Genomic DNA, 19,658 nt, shown 5'->3' on the forward strand with positions numbered 1-19,658 from the left:
GATCGATGCCAACTGACTCAGCGATCAAACCCTTAACCTTCTGACAAACCAAGGTTTTTACACCTCATTCACCGCTGGTAACGCTCGGCGTCCCCGGCAGCGGATGCGTACTCTACGGGTTAACCGCCGGGTTGGCAAGGGGTTTGTGACAGAAAATTCAAATAAGCGTCACACGGGCGTAACGTTTCTTCCCTGCTTGAACGACATACGCCTTGCCTATGGCCAGCATGGTGTCCTGAGCGACGACGTCACCGTCGACTTTCACGCTGCCATTTTTCAGCATGTCTTTAGCTTGGGCACTGTTTTTGGTCAGTCCTGAACGGTTTAGCACAGCGGCTATCGGTGCCTGCTCGCCCCCGTCAAAATCGACCTCGACTTCGGGCAGGTCTTCGGGCAGCTCTCCATCGGTGAGCTGATTACCCGCTGACTTGTGCGCATTCGCCGCCGCTTCTTCATTGTGGTAGCGGCCAATCAGCTCACGCGCCAACACCATTTTGATATCACGTGGATTCGCGCCCTGTTCAACATCACGCTTAAGCGCCTCAATCTCTTCGTTGGATTTCAGCGATAACAGCTCGAAGTAGCGCCACATTAAACTATCGGGCATGGAGACCAGCTTGTTAAACATCGAGCCTGGCGTGTCGTCGACCCCGACATAGTTACCCAGCGACTTGGACATCTTCTGCACGCCATCCAAGCCTTCCAAAAGCGGCATAGTGATGACCACCTGCGGCTCATGGCCGAAGTGTTTTTGAATTTCGCGCCCCATCAATAGGTTAAACTTCTGATCAGTGCCGCCTAGCTCAATATCGGCTTCTAGCGCGACGGAGTCGTAGCCTTGAACAAGTGGGTAAAGAAATTCGTGAATCGCAATGGGCTGATTGGCTCTATAGCGCTTTTCAAAATCGTCCCGCTCAAGCATACGTGCCACGGTGGTCTGTGCGGCGAGTTCGATCATCTTGGCAGCGGTCAGATCACTAAACCATTCAGAGTTAAAGCGTACCTCGGTTTTTTCCGCATCGAGGATTTTAAATACTTGCGCTTTATAGGTTTCGGCGTTGGCTTTGACTTCTGCTTCGGTGAGCGGCTTGCGGGTGACGTTTTTGCCCGTCGGGTCACCAATGCGACCGGTAAAGTCACCGATCAAGAAAACGACCGTGTGACCTAGATCCTGAAACTGGCGCATTTTGGTCAACAGAACGCTATGGCCTAGATGGAGATCCGGCGCTGTAGGATCGAAGCCCGCCTTAATACGCAGCTTGCGGCCGGAGGCGAGCTTTTGCTTCAACTCGTCTTCCACCAGAATTTCATGTGTGCCGCGTGACAGCAGCGCCAGCGCTTGGTCCACCTCGCTCATTGCTTTTCTCCATTGACTCAATCCGCCCTGTGGGGGCGTTAGGGGTGATAAATAGCGCACGATGTTACCATGCTCGCTACGTTTGGTTGAGCCTTTACGGGCGTGAAACCACCCAATCCTGCGTTAGCCTTGAGAGTACCCCCTATGCAAAACGCGCCTGAACACTATATCGGCTTGATGTCTGGCACCAGCCTCGACGGCGTTGATGCGGCGCTGGTTGAACTCTCGCCTCACGCCGCGCCACACCTTATCGCTACTTATGCCGTCACGATGCCCCCCCCCTTGCGCGAAGCACTGCTAACGCTGTGTCACGCCGAACAGGCGAGCTTTGCCCAGTTTGCCGTTGCTGAAGAGGCCTTCTGCCAGCTGCAGGCCGATGCCGTGAATCACCTGCTGCGCCAACAGGCGCTCGCGCCTGGTGATATTCGCGCCATTGGCAGCCACGGTCAAACGATTGAGCATGCCCCCAACGGCCACAACGGCGGCCCTGCCTATACCCTACAGCTCGACAACCCGAGCCGGCTTGCCGAGCTGACCGGCTGCCGTGTGGTGGCCGATTTTCGCCGCCGCGACTTAGCCGCCGGCGGCCAGGCGGCGCCATTGGCACCGGCATTTCACCAAGCGCTGTTTCAGGCGAGCCACCAAGACCATGTGGTGTTAAATCTGGGCGGTTTTGCCAACATCACGTGGTTACCAGCAGGTACCGCAGCACCACTGGGGTTTGATACCGGCCCGGCGAACGTACTCTTGGACGCGTGGTATCAACGCCACCACAACGGCACATTCGACCGCGATGGTGGCTGGGCCGCTGGCGGAAGAATCGATCAGGCGCTACTTGAGCGGCTTTTGAGCGAACCGTTTTTTCGCCAACCACCGCCACGCAGCACCGGCCGCGAGCTATTTCATCTGCCCTGGCTGGAGCGCCATTTAAGCGGAGAAGAGAAAGCGCAAGACGTGCAAGCAACGCTCGCGGAGCTTACCGCTGCAAGCGTTACCCAAGGCATTACGCCATTGCTTGGCGAGACGCCTTTCACGCTGATTATCGCCGGTGGCGGGGCGCACAACGGTGATGTATGCCAGCGGATCGCCCGCTATCTGCCTAAGGCAACACTCAGCACGCCGGACGCCTGGGGCTGGTCTGCCGACTGGATCGAAGCGGGTGCGTTTGCTTGGCTGGCATACCGGCGTTTGCACAACTTGCCAAGCAATTTACCCAGCGTCACCGGTGCTGACGGGCCACGGGTGCTCGGCGGCGTTTACGCTCCATGAGTACCGCTATGGCGAACACGGCTAAAAGTCATCTTCGTCGCGCAGCGCCAAGCCGCTAGGTACTTGTTCATCAAGTGACATGTCAGCGTCAGCGCCGCCGTATTTGAGCATCATACGCAAGTCGTTCGCAGAATCGGCGTGCGCAAGCGCCACTTCTTCGCTGATATCTCCCGCTTGGTAAAGATCGAACAGCGCCTGGTCGAACGTCTGCATACCGCCGTCGCGGGATTTCGTCATGGCCGCTTTGATCTCGCCGACTTCGCCTTTACTGATCAAATCCGCGATGCGCGGCGACTGCAGCATGATTTCGATGGCCGCGCAGCGTCCACCGTTCTTATTGGGCAGCAGCTGCTGCGCCACTATGGCGCGCAGATTAAGCGATAGGTCCATCCATATCTGCTCGTGGCGCTCATGGGGGAAGAAATTGATAATGCGATCCAGCGCCTGGTTAGCATTGTTAGCGTGCAACGTGGCCAAGCAAAGATGCCCGGTTTCGGCAAACGTCAGCGCGTGCTCCATGGTTTCGCGCGTGCGTATCTCACCGATCAGGATCACATCCGGCGCCTGGCGCAACGTGTTTTTCAGCGCCACCTCAAACGATTCGGTATCGATACCCACTTCGCGCTGATTCACAATGGCGCGCTTATGCGGGTGGATGTACTCGATGGGGTCTTCGACACTAATGATATGCCCGCCGACGGTCTCGTTGCGCTGCTGAATCATCGCCGCCAGCGTGGTGGATTTACCCGTACCGGTTCCGCCAACCACCAGCACCAGCCCGCGTTTTGCTCGCGCCAACTCGCCCAATGCAGGAGGCACACCAAGGCTTTCCAGCGCTGGGATTTCCAACGAAATGCGGCGAATCACCATCGCCATCTGGTTGCGTTGCTGAAACGCACTGACGCGAAAGCGGCCTTTTTCACCAAGACTCAACGCGAAGTTGGCTTCCCGATCCTCCTGAAAACGCTGACGCAGCCCTTCCGGCACGGTATTTGTCACCAGCTCTTTCACTTGGTGTTCGCTGAGCGGCTGTTTCCCCAACGGGGTTAAGCCATCGGACATTTTAAAGCTTGGTGGCGCGCCAACCGAAATGAGCAAATCGGAGGCTTGCTGCTCGACCATAATACCCAGCAACTGATGCAACCATTGGGTCGGCGTGACGGTTTCGCTCATACTCCCCTCCTTGTCTCTGCAATCGACCGTCAGATCGACAGCTCGCTTTTTGCGCGTGCCTGGGCATCTTCACGGCTAATCGCACCCTCTTTAACCAGCTGCGTAAGCGAGGCATCGAGTGTCTGCATGCCGAGGCTACCACCAGTTTGAATCGCCGAGAAAATCTGCGCCACCTTGTCTTCGCGGATCAAGTTACGTACGGCCGAGGTGGCAATCAGAATTTCGTGAGCAGCCACGCGCCCGCCGCCTTGACGTTTAAGCAGCGACTGCGACACTACCGCTTGCAGCGACTCCGACAGCATCGAGCGCACCATGGATTTTTCTTCGCCAGGGAACACATCGATGATCCGATCAATGGTTTTGGCCGCCGAGGTGGTATGCAGCGTACCAAACACCAAATGGCCCGTTTCCGCCGCCGTGAGCGCCAAGCGAATGGTTTCCAAATCGCGCAGCTCCCCAACCAGAATCACATCGGGGTCTTCACGCAAAGCACTGCGCAAGGCATCGGCAAAGCTGTGGGTATCGCGGTGTACTTCGCGCTGATTGATCAAGCAGCGCTTGCTGGTGTGAACAAACTCCACCGGGTCTTCAATAGTGAGAATGTGTTCATAACGGTGGTTATTGACGTGGTCGATCATCGCCGCAAGCGTTGTCGATTTACCCGAACCAGTGGGGCCGGTTACCAACACTAAGCCGCGCGGCAGCATCGAGAAACGCTCAAACACCTCGCCAAGCCCCAACGCCTCCATCGACAGCACCTCATTGGGAATGGTGCGAAATACCGCCCCCGCGCCGCGCGCTTGGTTGAAGGCGTTGACCCTGAAGCGTGCCACGCCCGGCACTTCAAAGGAAAAATCCACTTCCAAGTGCTCTTCGTAGTCACGCCGCTGGCGATCCCCCATGATGTCGTAGATCAATTTGCGTACATCATTGTTTTCCATCGCCGGCACATTGAGTCGGCGAATATCGCCGTCAACGCGTATCATGGGCGGCAATCCTGCGGATAAGTGCAGGTCAGAGGCATTCTGCTTTGCCGAGAATGCCAGCAGTTCGGTAATATCCATCTCACTTCCCCAGCTGCGGTAAGGTGCTTGAGTATGACAGAGATTGCGCTTGATGCGTCACTCGCCAGCGCACGTGAGCGTTTAACGCGCGCGCTAGACGCTGCCGGCCGGCCTCACGATGACGCCCGCCTCCTCGCGGTGAGCAAGACCAAACCCGCCTTGATGATCCGCCAGGCATGGCAGCTTGGCCAGCGCGAGTTTGGCGAAAACTACCTTCAGGAAGCGCTGGATAAGCAAACCGAACTGGCCGATCTCGACGGTATCGTGTGGCATTTTATTGGCCCGCTGCAATCCAATAAAACCCGCGCGGTGGCCAAGCACTTTGATTGGGTACACAGCGTCGACCGACTCAAAGTTGCCAAGCGCCTAAGCGAGCAGCGTCCTGAGGCGTTAGGCCCGCTCAATGTCTGCCTACAAGTCAATATCAGCCGTGAAGAAAGCAAAGTCGGCGTGATGCCGGAAGCGCTCGGTGAGCTTGCCGCCGCCGTGGCTAAGCTGCCGCGCCTGCGCTTACGCGGGCTGATGGCGATTCCCGCGCCTGCCGAGACGTTAGACGCACAGCGCAAGCCGCTTGCGGCCCTGCGGGAAGCGCAAGAAACGCTCAAGCAAGTGTTACCCGAGACGCTGCTGGATACGCTTTCCATGGGCATGAGCGACGATCTTGAAGCCGCTATTCTGGAAGGTGCGACACTCGTGCGCTTAGGCACGGCGATTTTCGGCGCGCGTGACCCACGCTAGCCCCTTTTCATTCACTATTTACGTTAGAAGGACACCCCATGGCGAACCACATCACGTTTATCGGCGCTGGCAACATGGCAAGCGCCATCATTGGCGGCCTAATAGACAGCGGTTTTTCCCCTTCGAGCATCACCGCTACCTCGCCCGACGACGCTATGCTGGCCCCCGTGCGCGAGCGCCTGGGTATTCATACCGATACCGATAACAACGCTGCTGTCAGTCAGGCCGATGTTGTGGTGCTGGCGGTGAAGCCACAAATCATGCGCCAGGTGTGTGAGGCGATGCGCGACAGCGTTCAGCGCCAGAAGCCGCTGATTATCTCGATAGCTGCGGGCCTTGATGCCGACACCATCGATGGCTGGCTTGGCGGCGGCAATGCGCTGGTCCGCTGTATGCCCAATACGCCCTCGCTGGTGGGCTACGGCGCCAGCGGGCTCTTTGCCAATACCCGTGTCAGCACAGAGCAGCGCGACATTGCCACCGAGTTAATGGAAGCGGTCGGCATCGTTGAGTGGGTAGACGACGAGGCGCTACTTGATGCGGTTACCGCGGTTTCCGGTAGCGCACCGGCCTACTTTTTCTTAATGTTTGAAGCCATGGAAGAAGCGGGCGTTAAGATGGGCCTGCCTGCGGCGACGGCGAGGCGTTTGGCGATTCAAACTGCCCTCGGCGCCGCTACCATGGCCAAACAGAGTGACAAAGACCCGGCCACGCTAAAACAAAACGTGATGTCACCGGGCGGCACCACCGAGCAAGCCATTGCCCACCTGGAAGATGCCAACCTGCGCGGCACCATGGAAGCGGCGATGCAAGCCTGTGCCAAACGCGCCCAAGAAATGGCCAAAGAATTAAGCGGCACACCTTAACCATCCACACCATCACGCGACGACGGAGAGAACATAATGGGCAACTCACTGGGCAGCGCGGGTCTGATGCTGGTCAACTCATTGATCAACATTTACCTGTTTATTTTGATGCTGCGCTTTCTGCTGCAGGCCTCGCAGGCCGATTATTACAACCCGCTGAGCCAATCGGTGGTAAAAATCACCCAGCCGGTGGTGGGCCTTTTTCAGGGTTTTCTCGGCCCGGTCGCCGGGCGCTTTGACCTTGCCACCTTAGCCGCCGGTTTTGTGCTGAAAGTGGTGAGCATGGTGGCGATCTTTATGGTGATCGGCGTGGGTATCCCGCCCATCGTTGGCCTATTGATCGGCGGGGTGGCGGCACTGGCCAACGCGATTTTAAAAATCTACTTTTTTGCTCTAATCGTGATGATCATTTTGAGCTGGGTTGCCCCCAATGCCAGCCACCCCGGGGCACTTTTGGTGATGCAGATCGTCGAGCCGATCATGGCGCCGGTGCGCAAGGTGATCCCGCCGCTGGGCATGATCGATCTTTCTCCTATCGTCGTGTTTATCGCCATCAACCTGATCGACGGGTTGGTCGTCGGCGCGCTTGTACGAGCCGCCGGTATTTCCGGCGCGCTGGTTGGGCTTTAATGTTTCGCCCAAGGCTTACGCCATTGAAGATTGTTCTAGCAAGCGGGGTTTATGCAGTTCATGCCAGATTCATACACTGAGGCGGCGGGCACTCACTCGGCGAGCACTCTCCCAGCGGACTCTGTGGGCGTTATTACCCCGGAAATCGCGCATTTTGATACGCCGCTGTCACTGGCGTGTGGCAAGGTGTTGCCCGAGTACGATTTGGTTTATGAGACTTACGGTACGCTTAACGCCGAGCGCAGCAACGCGGTGCTGATTTGCCATGCGCTTTCAGGGCATCACCACGCGGCAGGCTACCATAGCCGTGATGACCGCAAGCCGGGTTGGTGGGACGCCCATATCGGCCCCGGCAAATCCATCGACACCAATCACTTTTTTGTCGTGTCGCTCAACAACCTGGGTGGCTGTCACGGCAGCACCGGGCCGCTTAGCCACAACCCGGAAACCGGCCGCCAATGGGGGCCGGATTTCCCCATGATCACGGTCAGCGATTGGGTCGAAAGCCAAGTACGACTGGCGGATTATCTCAGCATCGAGCGCTGGGCCGCCGCGGTAGGCGGAAGCCTTGGCGGTATGCAGGTGTTGCAGTGGAGCCTGGCCTACCCCGAACGCATCGCCAACGCCGTGGTCATTGCCGCCACACCTCGCCTTTCGGCGCAGAACATTGCCTTTAACGAAGTGGCTCGCCAAGCAATTCGCTCCGACCCCGACTTCCATGCTGGTTGGTACGGCGAACACGACACCGTGCCCAAGCGCGGGCTTAAGCTGGCGCGCATGGTGGGCCATATTACCTACCTTTCTGAAGATGCAATGGGCAGCAAGTTTGGCCGTGATTTGCGCAGCAACGACCTGAACTTCGGTTTCGACGTCGAGTTTCAGGTGGAGTCCTATTTGCGCCACCAGGGCGACACCTTCTCCACCACCTTTGACGCCAACACCTACCTGTTAATGACCAAGGCACTCGACTACTTCGACCCGGCGGCGATCTATGGCGGAGATCTTTCTCGCGCACTGGCGCCAGCGCAGTGCCCGTTTTTGGTCATGAGTTTTACCAGCGACTGGCGCTTTCCGCCCTCGCGCTCGCGCGAGCTGGTAGACGCCCTGATTCATGCCGGCAAGCCCGTGAGCTTTGCCAGTATCGATTCTCCCTTCGGCCACGATGCCTTCTTGCTCCCGGATGAGCGCTATCACGCCATGTTCAGCGCTTTTATGCAGCGCGCCGCACGCGAATTAAACCTGGACACGCAAGCCAACAAGGAGGTGACGTCGTGATGCGCGCCGACCTGGACATCATTTACGATTGGGTGCCGCAAGGCGCTCGTATACTCGACCTTGCCTGCGGCGATGGCGTACTGCTCGAAGCACTGGCTAAGCACAAAAATGTCAGCGGCTATGGGTTAGAAATTGACCCAGACGGCATCACCGGTTGCGTCAAGCGCGGGGTCAACGTGATCGAACACAACCTTGACGACGGTTTAAGCAGCTTTAGCGATAATAGCTATGATCAGGTGATCATGACCCAGGCGCTGCAAGCGCTGCGTCGCCCGGACAAAATGCTGGATGAAATGCTGCGCGTCGCCGAAGAGGGCATTATCACCTTCCCCAACTTCGCCTACTGGCGCCACCGGGTTCACTTGGGGCTGCGCGGCTACATGCCGGTATCCAAGTCGCTGCCGCACGCCTGGTTCGATACACCTAACATTCACTTATCGACCTTTAACGATTTTGAACATCTGTGCCGCGATAAAGGTCTGATCATTGTTGATCGTGCCGTCGGCGTTGGCGATCATCGCGGCCATTGGACGTCGCGCCTATGGCCCAACTTGTTTGGCGAAATCGCCATCTTTCGCGTTCGGCGCCGCACAACTTAAATGGGAGAGAAAACGTCATGCTGAAACGCGCTTTACTTACCGGCCTTGCTTTCGTCGGTTTAAGCCTTACCGCACTGAATGCTCACGCCGAGCAGTATACCCAGGTCGGCGACTATCAAATTCACTATAGCGCCGTGAGCACACGCTTTTTGACCCCGGAAGTCGCCGACGCTTACAACCTGCAGCGCAGTGCTGGCCTAGGCCTCGTAAACGTGAGCGTACGCGAGGAGCAGGAAGACGGCAGCACCCGCCCCGTTAATGCCAGCGTGCAGGGCAGCGTCGGAGACCTCGCCGGGAATCGTGAGTCGATGAGCTTTCGTACCGTGCACGAGGACGGCTCCATCTACCATCTCGCCACCTTCACTCTGCGCGACGACGAATCGATGCGCTTTGAGCTCGACGTTAAATACGACCGCAACGCCGACCCCGAACCGGTCAACTTTACCCAGCGTTTTTATATCGAACGTTAAACACGCACCGGCAGCGTCCGCGAAAGCTTCACCACCGAGGGCGTTTGCCCCTCTCGCTCGAATGTCACGCCGTAAGCAAGTACCTCAACGCCGTGGCGCAGCGCTTCTTCCAGCGCCGTGGCGTAAGTGGGATCAATATGGGCCGCGGGCGCGACATCCTCGATGCCTTCGTGGGCGACACAAAATAGCAACACCGCCCGCTCACCGCTCTGTGCTACCCGGGCAAGGGTTTGCAGATGCTTGGTGCCGCGCGCACTCACCGCGTCAGGAAAATAGCCATGGCCATCAGCCTCTTTCAGCGTGACCTGTTTCACCTCGATATAGGCGTTTCCCCGCGCCGAGTCTGAGAGCAGAAAATCGAGCCGTGCCTCATCGACTTTCACTTCGCGTCGCAGCGTCGCGTAGCCTGCAAGCGCGGTTACCACTCCAGCGCTAAGCGCTGCCTCAACGATGCGATTAGTGCGCCCGGTATGCACCGAGGCTAGCGCTTGCGTGCCATCGGGCTGCGGCAAGTCGATCAGCTCCCACGTCCACGAAAGCTTGCGCTTGGGGTTATCGCTGGGTGACAGCCACACCCGGCAGCCCGGCACATTGACCGCTTTCATCGAGCCGGTGTTGGGGCAATGGGCCACGACCTCACGCCCATCGTCGAGTCGCACATCAGCCAGAAAGCGCTTGTAGCGCTTAACCAACGTGCCCGGCACCAGCGCGGGGTAACACAGCGTCACAACCGATTCAAAAAGCGGGCAAAACGCGCAACCGCTTCCTCAAGTCTTGCGACGTCATTAGTAAACGCAATGCGCACATGGTGCTCACCACCGCGTACGGCAAAATCGATGCCCGGCGTAATGGCGACGTTTTCTTCTTCTAGCAGCCGCCCGCAGAACGCCTGGCTATCGTGGCTGTAGCGGGAAATATCCAGCCACAAATAAAATGCGCCTTGCGGCGGCACGTCGGGCGCCAAACCCAAACGCGCAAGCCCGTCGAGCAGCACATCGCGGCGGGTTTTCAGCGTTTGCCGGCGCACTTCCAAAATATCGCGACACTCCGGCGTAAACGCGGCAAGCGCGGCGTGCTGCGAGGGCGTCGGCGCGGCAAGAAAGACGTTCTGCGCCAGCCGCGTTAGCGGCTCGATAGCCGCCTCTGGCGCGACCAGCCAGCCTAAGCGCCAGCCGGTCATGCCGAAATACTTGGAAAAACTATTCACCACAAAGGCATCATCGGTGAGCGAGAGCGCGGAGAGCGGCGCTTCGTCATAGTTGAGACCCTGATAAATTTCATCGACCAGTAGCGTGCCGTCGCGATCGGCTACTGCCGCCTGAACGCCTGCGAGCGACGCGGCGTCAAGCGTATGCCCAGTAGGGTTGGAGGGCGAGGCAAGCATCGCCAAGCAGGTATCGGGCTGCCAGTGCTCGGCCACGAGTTCCCCATTTAGCTGCCAGCCGCTATCACGCCCGACCGAGACCGCGTCCACCTCGGCCCCGGCGAGCGCCATAAAGTGGCGATTACACGGGTAATTAGGGTCGGCCATCAGCACGCGATCACCCGCTTCTACTAGTAGCTGGCTGGCCAGTAGCAGCGCGCCGGAGGCGCCGGGGGTAACGATAATGCGCGCCGGGTCGACGCTTGCGCCAAAATGCTCGCGGTAGTGGCGCGCAATCGCTTCACGCAGCGCCGGTAGCCCCGCCGCCGGGGTATAGCGCGTCAGGCCTTGTGAAAGTGCGGCTTGTCCGGCCGCAATCACCGGCTCTGGTGTGGGAAAGTCAGGCTCGCCCACTTCCAGATGGATCACATCATGCCCGGCTGCTTCCCGTGCTTGGGCCATCTCTAGCAGGTGCATCACCCGAAACGGGGCCACCCGCGCGACTCGTGAATTCCACGCCATATTCGATCCTTATTTCATCGCCGTGCCGCGCTCATTTTTGCTAATGTGCCGACCATTGAGGGATATCTATCGTATAAGAAGCGTCATTATGCTTGCAACGGCGCCATTTTTCAGCTAAACAAGCATCCCTTTGGCGGAAGATCATTACCTCGACGGTGATGGTCGATCAGCAGTCATTTACGTAAGGGGCAGTCTTATGCCAGTAGCGGAAAAGAAACCGGAAGCGTCCAAGCCAATCACCCCGTACGAACCGGCACCGGGTGAAGAGTATATGAACGAGCAGCAGCTGGAACACTTCCGTCAGCTCCTGCTGGAGTGGAAGCAAGATCTCATGGAAGAGGTGGATCGCACCGTTCGCCACCTGCAAGAAGACGCCAACAACTACGCCGACCCGGCCGACCGCGCCACCCAGGAAGAGGGATTCAGCCTGGAGCTACGCACCCGTGACCGCGAACGCAAGTTGCTGAAAAAGATCAACGAAACGCTAGAGAAAATCGACGAAGACGATTATGGCTTCTGCGAAGCCTGCGGCGTCGAGATCGGCATTCGCCGCTTGGAAGCGCGCCCGACGGCAACACTGTGCGTCGACTGTAAAACCCTGGCCGAGCTCAAAGAGAAACAGCTAGGCGGTTAAATCTCCCATACAGCCGTTTAACGGGCACCCCGCCAAAGGTGCCCGTTTTTATTTATCGGCAGGCTGATACGATAGCGCTATGCATTTACGCTCAACTTATCGTGGCCGCTTTGCCCCAACGCCCTCCGGGCCGCTGCACCTAGGCTCATTGGTGGCGGCACTGGGCAGCTTTCTCGATGCCCGTGCTTCACAGGGCACTTGGTTAGTGCGAATCGAAGATATCGACCCACCACGCTGCCCGGCGGGAGCGGCGGATACGATTTTGCACCAGCTAGAGGCGTTCGGCTTGCTCTGGGACGGCAACGTTACCTGGCAGCACACCCGTGACGATGCCTACGAAAAGGCACTGGAGCAGCTAAAAGCGGCGGGCCTGGCCTATCCGTGCAGCTGCTCACGCAAGCAGTGGCGCGATTACCCTACCTACCCTGGCTGGTGCCGCAACGGTGTTTGCGAACCCGAAAAACCGGTGGCTTGGCGGCTGCGCAGCGATCTCGGCGAGCGCCCTATCCATTGGGAAGATCGTCTGTTTGGGCCGCAAACCTTCGATCCGGTGGAACTAGGCGATGTGGTGCTAAAACGCAAAGACGGGCTCTGGGCGTATCAGCTTGCCATGGTGGTGGATGACGCCGCGCAAGGTATCACCGACGTGGTGCGCGGCATTGACCTTCTCGATAACACGCCCTGGCAGCGCCAACTCCAACGTGCGCTGGGCTGTCCTGAGCCTCGCTACCTGCACCTGCCGCTGATCGTTACACCGGAAGGCCAAAAACTCTCCAAGCAGAATTTTGCGCCACCGCTTGCTGACGATGCCGTCACTATCCGGCGCCAGTTGTTCTGGGCATTACAGGCGCTCGATCAAGCGCCCCCCCTTGAGCTCGCCCAGGCGACCCCGGCAGAGCAGCTTGCCTGGGGTATCGAGCACTGGTCAGTATCCCGTATGGCCGCTACCGCCCAGCGCGCTGCACCCTAGCGCATTGAAGGAGTCGCGATGTACGTTTATCGAATCATGCTGTTTTTGGTGTTTGGCGGCTACCTGCTCTCACCGCTTTTGATGAACGGCTGGGGCAACCCGGATATCGCCTGGTACCGGCCGTTTCTGATCTGGGGCGGCTTAATCGCCCTCACCGTGTGGCTGGAGCAGAAGAGGAAGCTCGATGAGCGTTGATGCCATCTCACTGCTACTGCTCGGGGTCGGGTATCTGGCGCTGCTGTTCGGCTGTGGCGTTGCCGTCGAGCGCGGCTGGGTGTCGGTCCGCATTACCCGCCACCCGGCCGTCTATACGCTCGCGCTTGGCGTTTATGCCAGCGCCTGGGCCATTTACGGCAGCATCGAATTCGCTGCCAGCTCAGGGTTTGGCTACCTGGCCTATTACTTGGGCGCCGCCGGGGCCTTTCTGCTCGCGCCGGTGCTGTTGGTGCCGATTCAGCGTATCACCCGCACCTACCAGCTCGCATCGCTGGCTGATCTGTTTGCCTTTCGTTTTCGCTCGCGCTGGGCAGGGTTGCTCGTCACGCTGGTGAGCTTGCTGGCGGTACTGCCGCTTCTCGGCATTCAAGTGAAAACGCTCGGCGAAGCGGTCGATGTGATGACACAAAGCACCAGAGGCTCCGACGTATCGCTGCTGCTCTGCGTGATCATTGCAGCGTTCGCGGTGTTTTTTGGCGCGCGCCATAGCCATCTCCATGCGCGCCACGACACGCTGCTCGCCGCCATTGCGTTTGAGTCGATCATTAAGCTTGTCGCTATGCTCACCCTAGGGGCCGTCGCCCTTTGGGGCGTATTTGATGGCCCTCAGCACCTTCAGCAGTGGCTGGGAAGCGAAGGCCAAGCGCTACAAACCCAAACGTCCAAACTTGAACCAGCCCACTGGCGCACGCTGCTGCTGCTCTTTTTTGCTGCGGCGTTTCTCATGCCACACCTGTTTCACATCACTTTTGCTGAGAGCCTCTCACGTTATACCTTGCTGCAAGCCAGCTGGACGCTGCCGCTGTTTTTATTGCTCATGGCGCTACCGGTGCCGCTGATTTGGTGGGCGGCCCAGGCTCAAGCCGACGCGCCCATTACGCTCCCGGCTTATGCCGCTTACATGATTCACACCCACCCCTGGGTTGGCGCGCTGGCGTTTCTTGGCGGGCTCGCCGCGGCGAGCGGCACGATGATTATGATTTCATTGGCGCTTTCGGGCATGGTGCTCAACCATATTGTGCTGGTGGCAAGCCCGCCGGAAGCGCGCACGGATCTCTACGGCTGGCTACGTTGGCTGCGCCGTGGTCTTATCGTGTCAGTGATTATCAGCGGCTGGCTGTTTTACACCGGCGTTGGGCGCCACCAAGACTTAACCACCCTAGGGCTTGCCGCCTTTGTCGGCATGGCGCAGTGCTTACCCGGCATGCTGGCGCTGCTCTACTGGCCCGGCGCCAACCGTAACGGCATGGTGGCGGGCTTACTCGCGGGTGCTCTCATTTGGCTCTGGGGGCTATGGTTGCCGCTTTTTGTCGCCACTCCGGTGCCGACACTGCCTTTCACCCCCCTATTACCCCCCGACTCGCCGCTGTGGTATCAGGTGACCCTGCTGTCATTGGTGGCTAATATTGTCTTACTCATTAGCGTGTCGCTGTTTAGCCGCACCTCCGAAGGGGAAAAATCCGCTGCCGAAGCCTGCTCGGTGGATGCCGTCATTCGCTCCAAGCGCCTACCGCTGGAAGCCGCCACCGTGGATGATTTCACCACGCACCTGGCGCAAGCGCTGGGCGACGAAGCGGCTCATCGAGAGGTTAATCGCGCCCTCATGGCGCTGCATATCACCCACCAAGAGCGCCGCCCCTACGCCCTGCGCCGCCTGCGCGACCGCATTCAGGCAAACCTTTCCGGCCTAATGGGGCCGTCGGTAGCGCGGGATATCGTTGACCGCTACCTGCCCTACCGCCACGACGACGCCCCGGTGACCGATGACATCCAATTTGTCGAGAGCCGCTTGGAAGCCTATCGCTCGCGGCTGACCGGGCTTGCCCGCGAACTCGATGGCCTGCGCCGCCACCATCGTCAAACCCTCACCCACCTGCCGGTAGGGCTTTGCGTATTTGGCGATGATAGCGAGCTACTGATGTGGAACCAAGCACTCACGAAGCTCTCCGGCATCAGCGGCGAGAGCGTGATCGGCTCGCGCCGTGACAGCCTGCCTGAGCCGTGGCCCACCCTCTTAGGGAGGGCGCTTGAGAGCAACAACGCCCCACTTTATAAACAGCCGGCGCACCTGCATGGCCGCGATTACTTTTTGACCCTACACAAAGCTGACCTCAGCGGCGACGATAGCCGTGGCGGTAGCGTCGTACTGATCGAAGATCACAGCGAAATGAAACGCCTCGAAGACGAGCTGGTTCACGCCGCCCGCTTAGCTTCTATCGGCCAGCTAGCCGCGGGGGTCGCGCATGAGATCGGCAATCCGATTACCGGCATCTCATCACTGGCGCAAAACCTGCGCTACGATACCGATGACCCGATATTGTTGGAAACCGCCGATCATATTCAGACCTTGACTCAGCGCGTCACCAAGATCGTCAACTCACTAGTAGGCTTTGCCCACGGAGGCCGCCAAACCGTGCCGCTGCCCCGCGACCCGGTCAACCTTACGACCATTAGCGAAGACGCGCTGCACTTGATCCACTTGGCACGCTCAGGCGAGGATGTCACGCTAACTAACGCATGTTCGAAAGCCATTGTAGTGCGCGGCGACGCCCAGCGACTCACCCAAGTGATGGTGAACCTGCTCGGCAACGCTCGCGACGCCTGCGCGCCTAGTGGTCATGTAACGATTAGCGCCGGCATCGATGGGCACCACGCTTGGTGGCAAGTGAACGATGACGGCCACGGCATCGACCCGACCGTGCGCGACCGGCTGTTTGAACCGTTCACCACCACCAAGCCCGCCGGGGAAGGCACGGGACTTGGGCTTTCGCTGGCGTACCAAATCATTACCGAACACCAGGGCAAGATTGACGTGGCGTCACCGCCGCCTGGCCACTCTCGCGGCACAGCCATCACGCTATGGCTTCCGCTTTACCAACAGGATGACATAACGCCCCATGGCCAAGATTCTGATTGTTGAAGATGAAGCGATCATTCGCAGCGCGTTAAAGCGACTGCTGGAACGCCATGACTACCAGGTCAGCGAAGCCGGCAGCGTTGAAGCTTGCGCGCCGCTGGAGCTCCACGACTTTGATCTAATCATCAGCGACCTGCGCTTGCCCGGTGAACCCGGCAACGCGCTGATTGAGCGCGCCTCACCGGTGCCGGTGCTGATTATGACCAGCTATGCCAGCATGCGCTCGGCGGTGGAGACGCTCAAACAGGGCGCGGTGGATTACGTGGCCAAACCGTTTGACCACGCAGAGCTTTTGGAAACCGTCTCACGGATTTTGCATCGGCAATCGATGCAGAAAAGCGAGCCGCCGGATATAACCGATGAGCGGGGCAGCCGTCAGAGCATGATCGGCGACTGCGCCGCCATGCAGCAGGTGTATACCCGCATTCGCAAGACCGCACCGGCCGATGTCTCGGTGCTGATTCAAGGCGAATCCGGCACCGGCAAAGAGCTGGTGGCACGCGCCATTCACCAGCAGAGCCAACGTATCAACGCCCCGCTAATTTGCGTGAACTGCGCAGCGATCCCGGAAACGCTGATCGAATCGGAGCTTTTTGGTCACGAAAAAGGCGCTTTCACCGGCGCGAGCGCCGCGCGCACAGGGTTGGTTGAAGCCGCTGACGGCGGCACGCTGTTTTTGGATGAAATTGGCGAACTGCCACTTGATGCCCAAGCGCGCCTTTTACGCGTTTTGCAGGAGGGCGAAATCCGCAAGATCGGCTCGGTCGAGACGCGCCACGTCAATGTGCGTTTGATCGCCGCCACCCACCGCGACCTTCGCGCGCTATCCAAAAGCGGTGAGTTTCGCCTGGATCTCTATTATCGCTTAAACGTCATGCAGATTGATCTGCCGCCGCTACGTGAGCGCGGCGACGACGTCCTCGAAATCGCCGATATCCTGCTGGACAAAGCCTGCAAGCGCCACCACCGCGAAGGACTCAGGCTATCGCGCGCAGCGCGTCAGGACCTTCGCGACTACCCTTGGCCCGGCAACGTGCGCGAGCTGGAAAACGCCCTTGAACGCGGCGTTATTCTGGCTGAAGGGCATTTGATTCACCCAGATGATCTAGGCCTAGCACCGGCGGCCACACGCCCTCAGCCCACCCCACAAACGCAGGCGACCGAGAGCGGCGGCGACCCAGCGGAAGGCGATCTCTCGTTAGAAGATTATTTTCAGCATTTTGTGCTGGAACATCAGGACCAGATGAGCGAAACCGAGCTGGCACAAAAGCTCGGCATTAGCCGCAAAAACCTTTGGGAACGGCGCCAACGCTTGGGGATTCCGCGCAAAAAAACCGCCCGCCACTCACCTTAGTTTCATCAACTCCGACCAACGTCTACTTCACGAAAGCCACCGTTTATTATCTCCCCTAAGCGTTACGCCACCACTGTTACCTGTGCACACAACCCTCGCCCAAATCAGGCCAAAAACGGGTAACACTTGCTTAGCGACGACTTACCCTTACCGCACATATAAATCTTAAATAATTGAAATTAAAGATTTTTTAAAATAATGGCACGCCAAGTGCAATATATATGAGTAAGAAAAACAAACACGATAAACATGGGCTGTGCGGCGGTCGCTCCTAAACGAGACCCAACAAAAACAACACCCGACACCGCACCACCTGAGCCACAACAAAAACAACAGGGCCAGGCAGAGATAGCAGTACGAACAAAAACAACAGACTGTATCTCGACTTGCAGCGCGGCAAAATTGCCACGCAACGCGAACAAAAACAACACAACGCAGGTGCCCACTAGGACGCGATGTACGCATAAAAGGCAAAAAACAATAACAATGCCCTCTACGCGTGCGGCCCGGTAACAAAAACAAACAACCGGGTGGAGAAAATCGCGATTGGATTATTGTTTTGAATACGAGGCGGTCGGAATCCATTAGGTTTTGATAAAAGATTCTAACGCCTACTGACTGCGGTGCGTATTCAGGGCGATGTGCCAACATGAAGAAAAACAGCAGCACGGATGCTGGTTGATTGCTTAATAGGGGAGGCCACTATGGCCTCCCCTTTCTGCGTTTAAGCGCCCCTGCTCGCGCTTTGACACCGCAGCATGCTTTGCAAGGCGCTAAGCGTCGGCTACACTCAGCCACTTTACGAATCTTGCGAGTCGAATCCACCGCATATTCAATGGATTTACCCATTGCCTGAGCAACGACCTCTTACATAACCTGGGAGAGCATTTGAAATCCCTGCTCGAATCAAAAAAACATCCCGAAGGTGAGCAAAAGCCGCGTATTATTCCACGCGCCGAGCACCCCGTGTCTCGTCAGCATATCAGCGACGCCGCGCTCAAGGTGCTTTATCGTCTTGACGGCGCTGGCTTTGACGCTTTCCTCGTCGGTGGCTGCATCCGCGATGCCCTGTTGGGCCTAATGCCCAAAGATTTCGACGTGGCGACCAACGCCACGCCCGAACAGGTACGCGAGCTATTTCGCAATTCGCGCCTGATTGGGCGGCGTTTTCGTATTGTTCATGTGCGTTTTGGCCGTGAAGTGATCGAGGTCACCACGTTCCGCGGCAAGCCCCAAGATGAGCACGACAACCACATCGCGCAACAATCAGACGCTGGCTTACTGCTGCGTGATAACGTCTGGGGCAGCATCGAAGAAGACGCGCTACGCCGCGACTTCACGGTCAACGCGTTGTACTACAGTATCGCCGATTTCAGTATTCACGATTTCGCCGATGGCGCGCACGATATCGAAACCCGCACCCTGCGGCTGATCGGCGACCCACAAACGCGCTACCGCGAAGATCCGGTGCGGATGCTGCGTGCGGTTCGCTTTGCGTCAAAGCTCGATTTCACGCTGTCGCCCGAAACGGAAGCGCCGATTTACGAACTCGCCCCGTTGCTGCTGCAAATTCCCCCCGCGCGGCTATTCGATGAAGTGCTTAAGCTCTTCATGGCAGGCCACGGCTTAATGACCTTCCGTATGCTTAGCCATTACGGCTTGTTTGGCATGCTCTTTCCCGAAGCGGAAGAAGCCATGGCCGACGCCGCGTGGGCCGAACAGCTGATCGAAGCCGCGCTGACGAACACCGACAAACGCATCGCCGATAGCCGCCCGGTGACGCCAGCGTTTCTGCTCGCGGCATTTTTATGGGCCCCGGTGGCACATCGCCAAGCGCAGCTTGAGAGCGACGGCATGCCCGCCATTCCCGCGCTTCAGGCCGCTGCTCAGCAGGTCATCTCGCGTCAGCTGCAGCATACCTCGATCCCTAAACGCTTTGGTATGCCGATGCGCGATATTTGGGAGCTGCAGGCACGGCTACCCCAGCGCCATGGCAAGCGCGCGTTTCAGACCCGCGAACACCCGCGTTTTCGCGCCGCCTATGATTTGCTTCTCCTGCGCGAGCAGGCAGGCGAGATTCCGCGCGGGCTCGGCGACTGGTGGACCGCCTTCCAGGACGGTGACGAACACGAACAGCGCCGCCTGATCCAAAAGACCGGTGGCGACCCGGCAAGCCAAGGGCCAAAAAAGAAACCCCGTAAGCGGCGTCGGCGCAAACCGCGCCAGACGACGGAGTAAGCC

The 19,658-nt window shown here is 58.5% G+C and carries 18 protein-coding genes; 13 read left to right on the forward strand and 5 right to left on the reverse strand.

From position 1 onward, the window contains the following. Positions 1-157: 157 nt before the first annotated feature. Complete coding sequence (gene tyrS, locus HZS81_RS06225) at positions 158-1,357, reverse strand: tyrosine--tRNA ligase (RefSeq protein WP_179929707.1); 1,200 nt, start codon at positions 1,355-1,357, stop codon at positions 158-160. Between the two features lie 144 nt (positions 1,358-1,501). Here tyrS and HZS81_RS06230 point away from each other — a divergent pair, with 144 nt between their 5' ends. After that, positions 1,502-2,626 (forward strand): anhydro-N-acetylmuramic acid kinase, encoded by a 1,125-nt coding sequence (locus HZS81_RS06230; protein ID WP_179929708.1) that lies wholly within the window; start codon positions 1,502-1,504, stop codon positions 2,624-2,626. 21 nt (positions 2,627-2,647) lie between these two features. On the opposite strand, the gene HZS81_RS06235 is transcribed toward HZS81_RS06230, so the two are convergent. Together HZS81_RS06235 and HZS81_RS06240 are read right to left on the reverse strand one after the other, a co-directional pair. Further along, positions 2,648-3,799: a PilT/PilU family type 4a pilus ATPase gene (locus tag HZS81_RS06235; protein WP_179929709.1), complete on the reverse strand. Its 1,152-nt coding sequence runs from the start codon at positions 3,797-3,799 to the stop codon at positions 2,648-2,650. A 29-nt stretch (positions 3,800-3,828) separates the two neighbouring features. After that, positions 3,829-4,863 (reverse strand): type IV pilus twitching motility protein PilT, encoded by a 1,035-nt coding sequence (locus HZS81_RS06240; RefSeq protein WP_179929710.1) that lies wholly within the window; start codon positions 4,861-4,863, stop codon positions 3,829-3,831. Between the two features lie 33 nt (positions 4,864-4,896). Here HZS81_RS06240 and HZS81_RS06245 point away from each other — a divergent pair, with 33 nt between their 5' ends. From HZS81_RS06245 to HZS81_RS06270, 6 genes are read left to right on the forward strand one after another with little or no spacing between them, the layout of a single operon-like run. After that, positions 4,897-5,601 (forward strand): YggS family pyridoxal phosphate-dependent enzyme, encoded by a 705-nt coding sequence (locus HZS81_RS06245; RefSeq protein WP_179929711.1) that lies wholly within the window; start codon positions 4,897-4,899, stop codon positions 5,599-5,601. Between the two features lie 38 nt (positions 5,602-5,639). After that, a complete protein-coding gene (proC, locus tag HZS81_RS06250; RefSeq protein ID WP_179929712.1) occupies positions 5,640-6,467 on the forward strand; it encodes a pyrroline-5-carboxylate reductase in 828 nt (275 codons plus the stop codon). 36 nt (positions 6,468-6,503) lie between these two features. After that, positions 6,504-7,097 (forward strand): YggT family protein, encoded by a 594-nt coding sequence (locus HZS81_RS06255; protein ID WP_179929713.1) that lies wholly within the window; start codon positions 6,504-6,506, stop codon positions 7,095-7,097. Between the two features lie 60 nt (positions 7,098-7,157). Further along, complete coding sequence (gene metX, locus HZS81_RS06260) at positions 7,158-8,372, forward strand: homoserine O-succinyltransferase MetX (RefSeq protein WP_179929714.1); 1,215 nt, start codon at positions 7,158-7,160, stop codon at positions 8,370-8,372. After that, positions 8,372-8,971, forward strand: a complete 600-nt coding sequence (metW, locus tag HZS81_RS06265) for a methionine biosynthesis protein MetW (RefSeq protein ID WP_179929878.1) — start codon at positions 8,372-8,374, stop codon at positions 8,969-8,971. Before metX ends, metW begins: the two co-directional genes overlap by 1 nt. A 17-nt stretch (positions 8,972-8,988) precedes the next feature. Next, a complete protein-coding gene (locus HZS81_RS06270) occupies positions 8,989-9,441 on the forward strand; it encodes a DUF4426 domain-containing protein (protein ID WP_179929715.1) in 453 nt (150 codons plus the stop codon). On the opposite strand, the gene sfsA is transcribed toward HZS81_RS06270, so the two are convergent. Further along, a complete protein-coding gene (gene sfsA / locus HZS81_RS06275) occupies positions 9,438-10,169 on the reverse strand; it encodes a DNA/RNA nuclease SfsA (RefSeq protein ID WP_179929716.1) in 732 nt (243 codons plus the stop codon). The genes HZS81_RS06270 and sfsA overlap by 4 nt on opposite strands. Further along, positions 10,166-11,326 (reverse strand): aminotransferase class I/II-fold pyridoxal phosphate-dependent enzyme, encoded by a 1,161-nt coding sequence (locus HZS81_RS06280; protein WP_179929717.1) that lies wholly within the window; start codon positions 11,324-11,326, stop codon positions 10,166-10,168. The genes sfsA and HZS81_RS06280 overlap by 4 nt, the downstream gene beginning before the upstream one ends. 196 nt (positions 11,327-11,522) lie before the next feature. Between HZS81_RS06280 and dksA the strand changes: the two genes are divergently transcribed. The 6 genes from dksA to pcnB all read left to right on the forward strand — a co-directional run bounded on the left by dksA (position 11,523) and on the right by pcnB (position 19,655). Then, on the forward strand, positions 11,523-11,960 hold the full coding sequence (dksA, locus tag HZS81_RS06285; RefSeq protein ID WP_179929718.1) for an RNA polymerase-binding protein DksA: 438 nt from the start codon (positions 11,523-11,525) through the stop codon (positions 11,958-11,960). A 79-nt stretch (positions 11,961-12,039) separates the two neighbouring features. Further along, positions 12,040-12,930 (forward strand): tRNA glutamyl-Q(34) synthetase GluQRS, encoded by an 891-nt coding sequence (gene gluQRS, locus HZS81_RS06290; RefSeq protein WP_179929719.1) that lies wholly within the window; start codon positions 12,040-12,042, stop codon positions 12,928-12,930. An 18-nt stretch (positions 12,931-12,948) separates the two neighbouring features. Beyond that, positions 12,949-13,125, forward strand: coding sequence for a hypothetical protein (locus HZS81_RS06295; RefSeq protein WP_179929720.1), 177 nt, complete (start codon positions 12,949-12,951; stop codon positions 13,123-13,125). Then, positions 13,115-16,066, forward strand: coding sequence for an ATP-binding protein (locus tag HZS81_RS06300; RefSeq protein WP_179929721.1), 2,952 nt, complete (start codon positions 13,115-13,117; stop codon positions 16,064-16,066). Before HZS81_RS06295 ends, HZS81_RS06300 begins: the two co-directional genes overlap by 11 nt. Then, positions 16,044-17,417, forward strand: a complete 1,374-nt coding sequence (locus HZS81_RS06305; RefSeq protein WP_179929722.1) for a sigma-54-dependent transcriptional regulator — start codon at positions 16,044-16,046, stop codon at positions 17,415-17,417. Before HZS81_RS06300 ends, HZS81_RS06305 begins: the two co-directional genes overlap by 23 nt. 828 nt (positions 17,418-18,245) lie before the next feature. Beyond that, entirely contained in the window at positions 18,246-19,655 is a 1,410-nt protein-coding gene (pcnB, locus tag HZS81_RS06310) for a polynucleotide adenylyltransferase PcnB (protein WP_422141577.1), read from the forward strand. Positions 19,656-19,658 lie beyond the last annotated feature (3 nt).

It is taken from the genome of Vreelandella salicampi (assembly GCF_013415105.1).
Classification (GTDB): Bacteria; Pseudomonadota; Gammaproteobacteria; order Pseudomonadales; family Halomonadaceae; genus Vreelandella; species Vreelandella salicampi.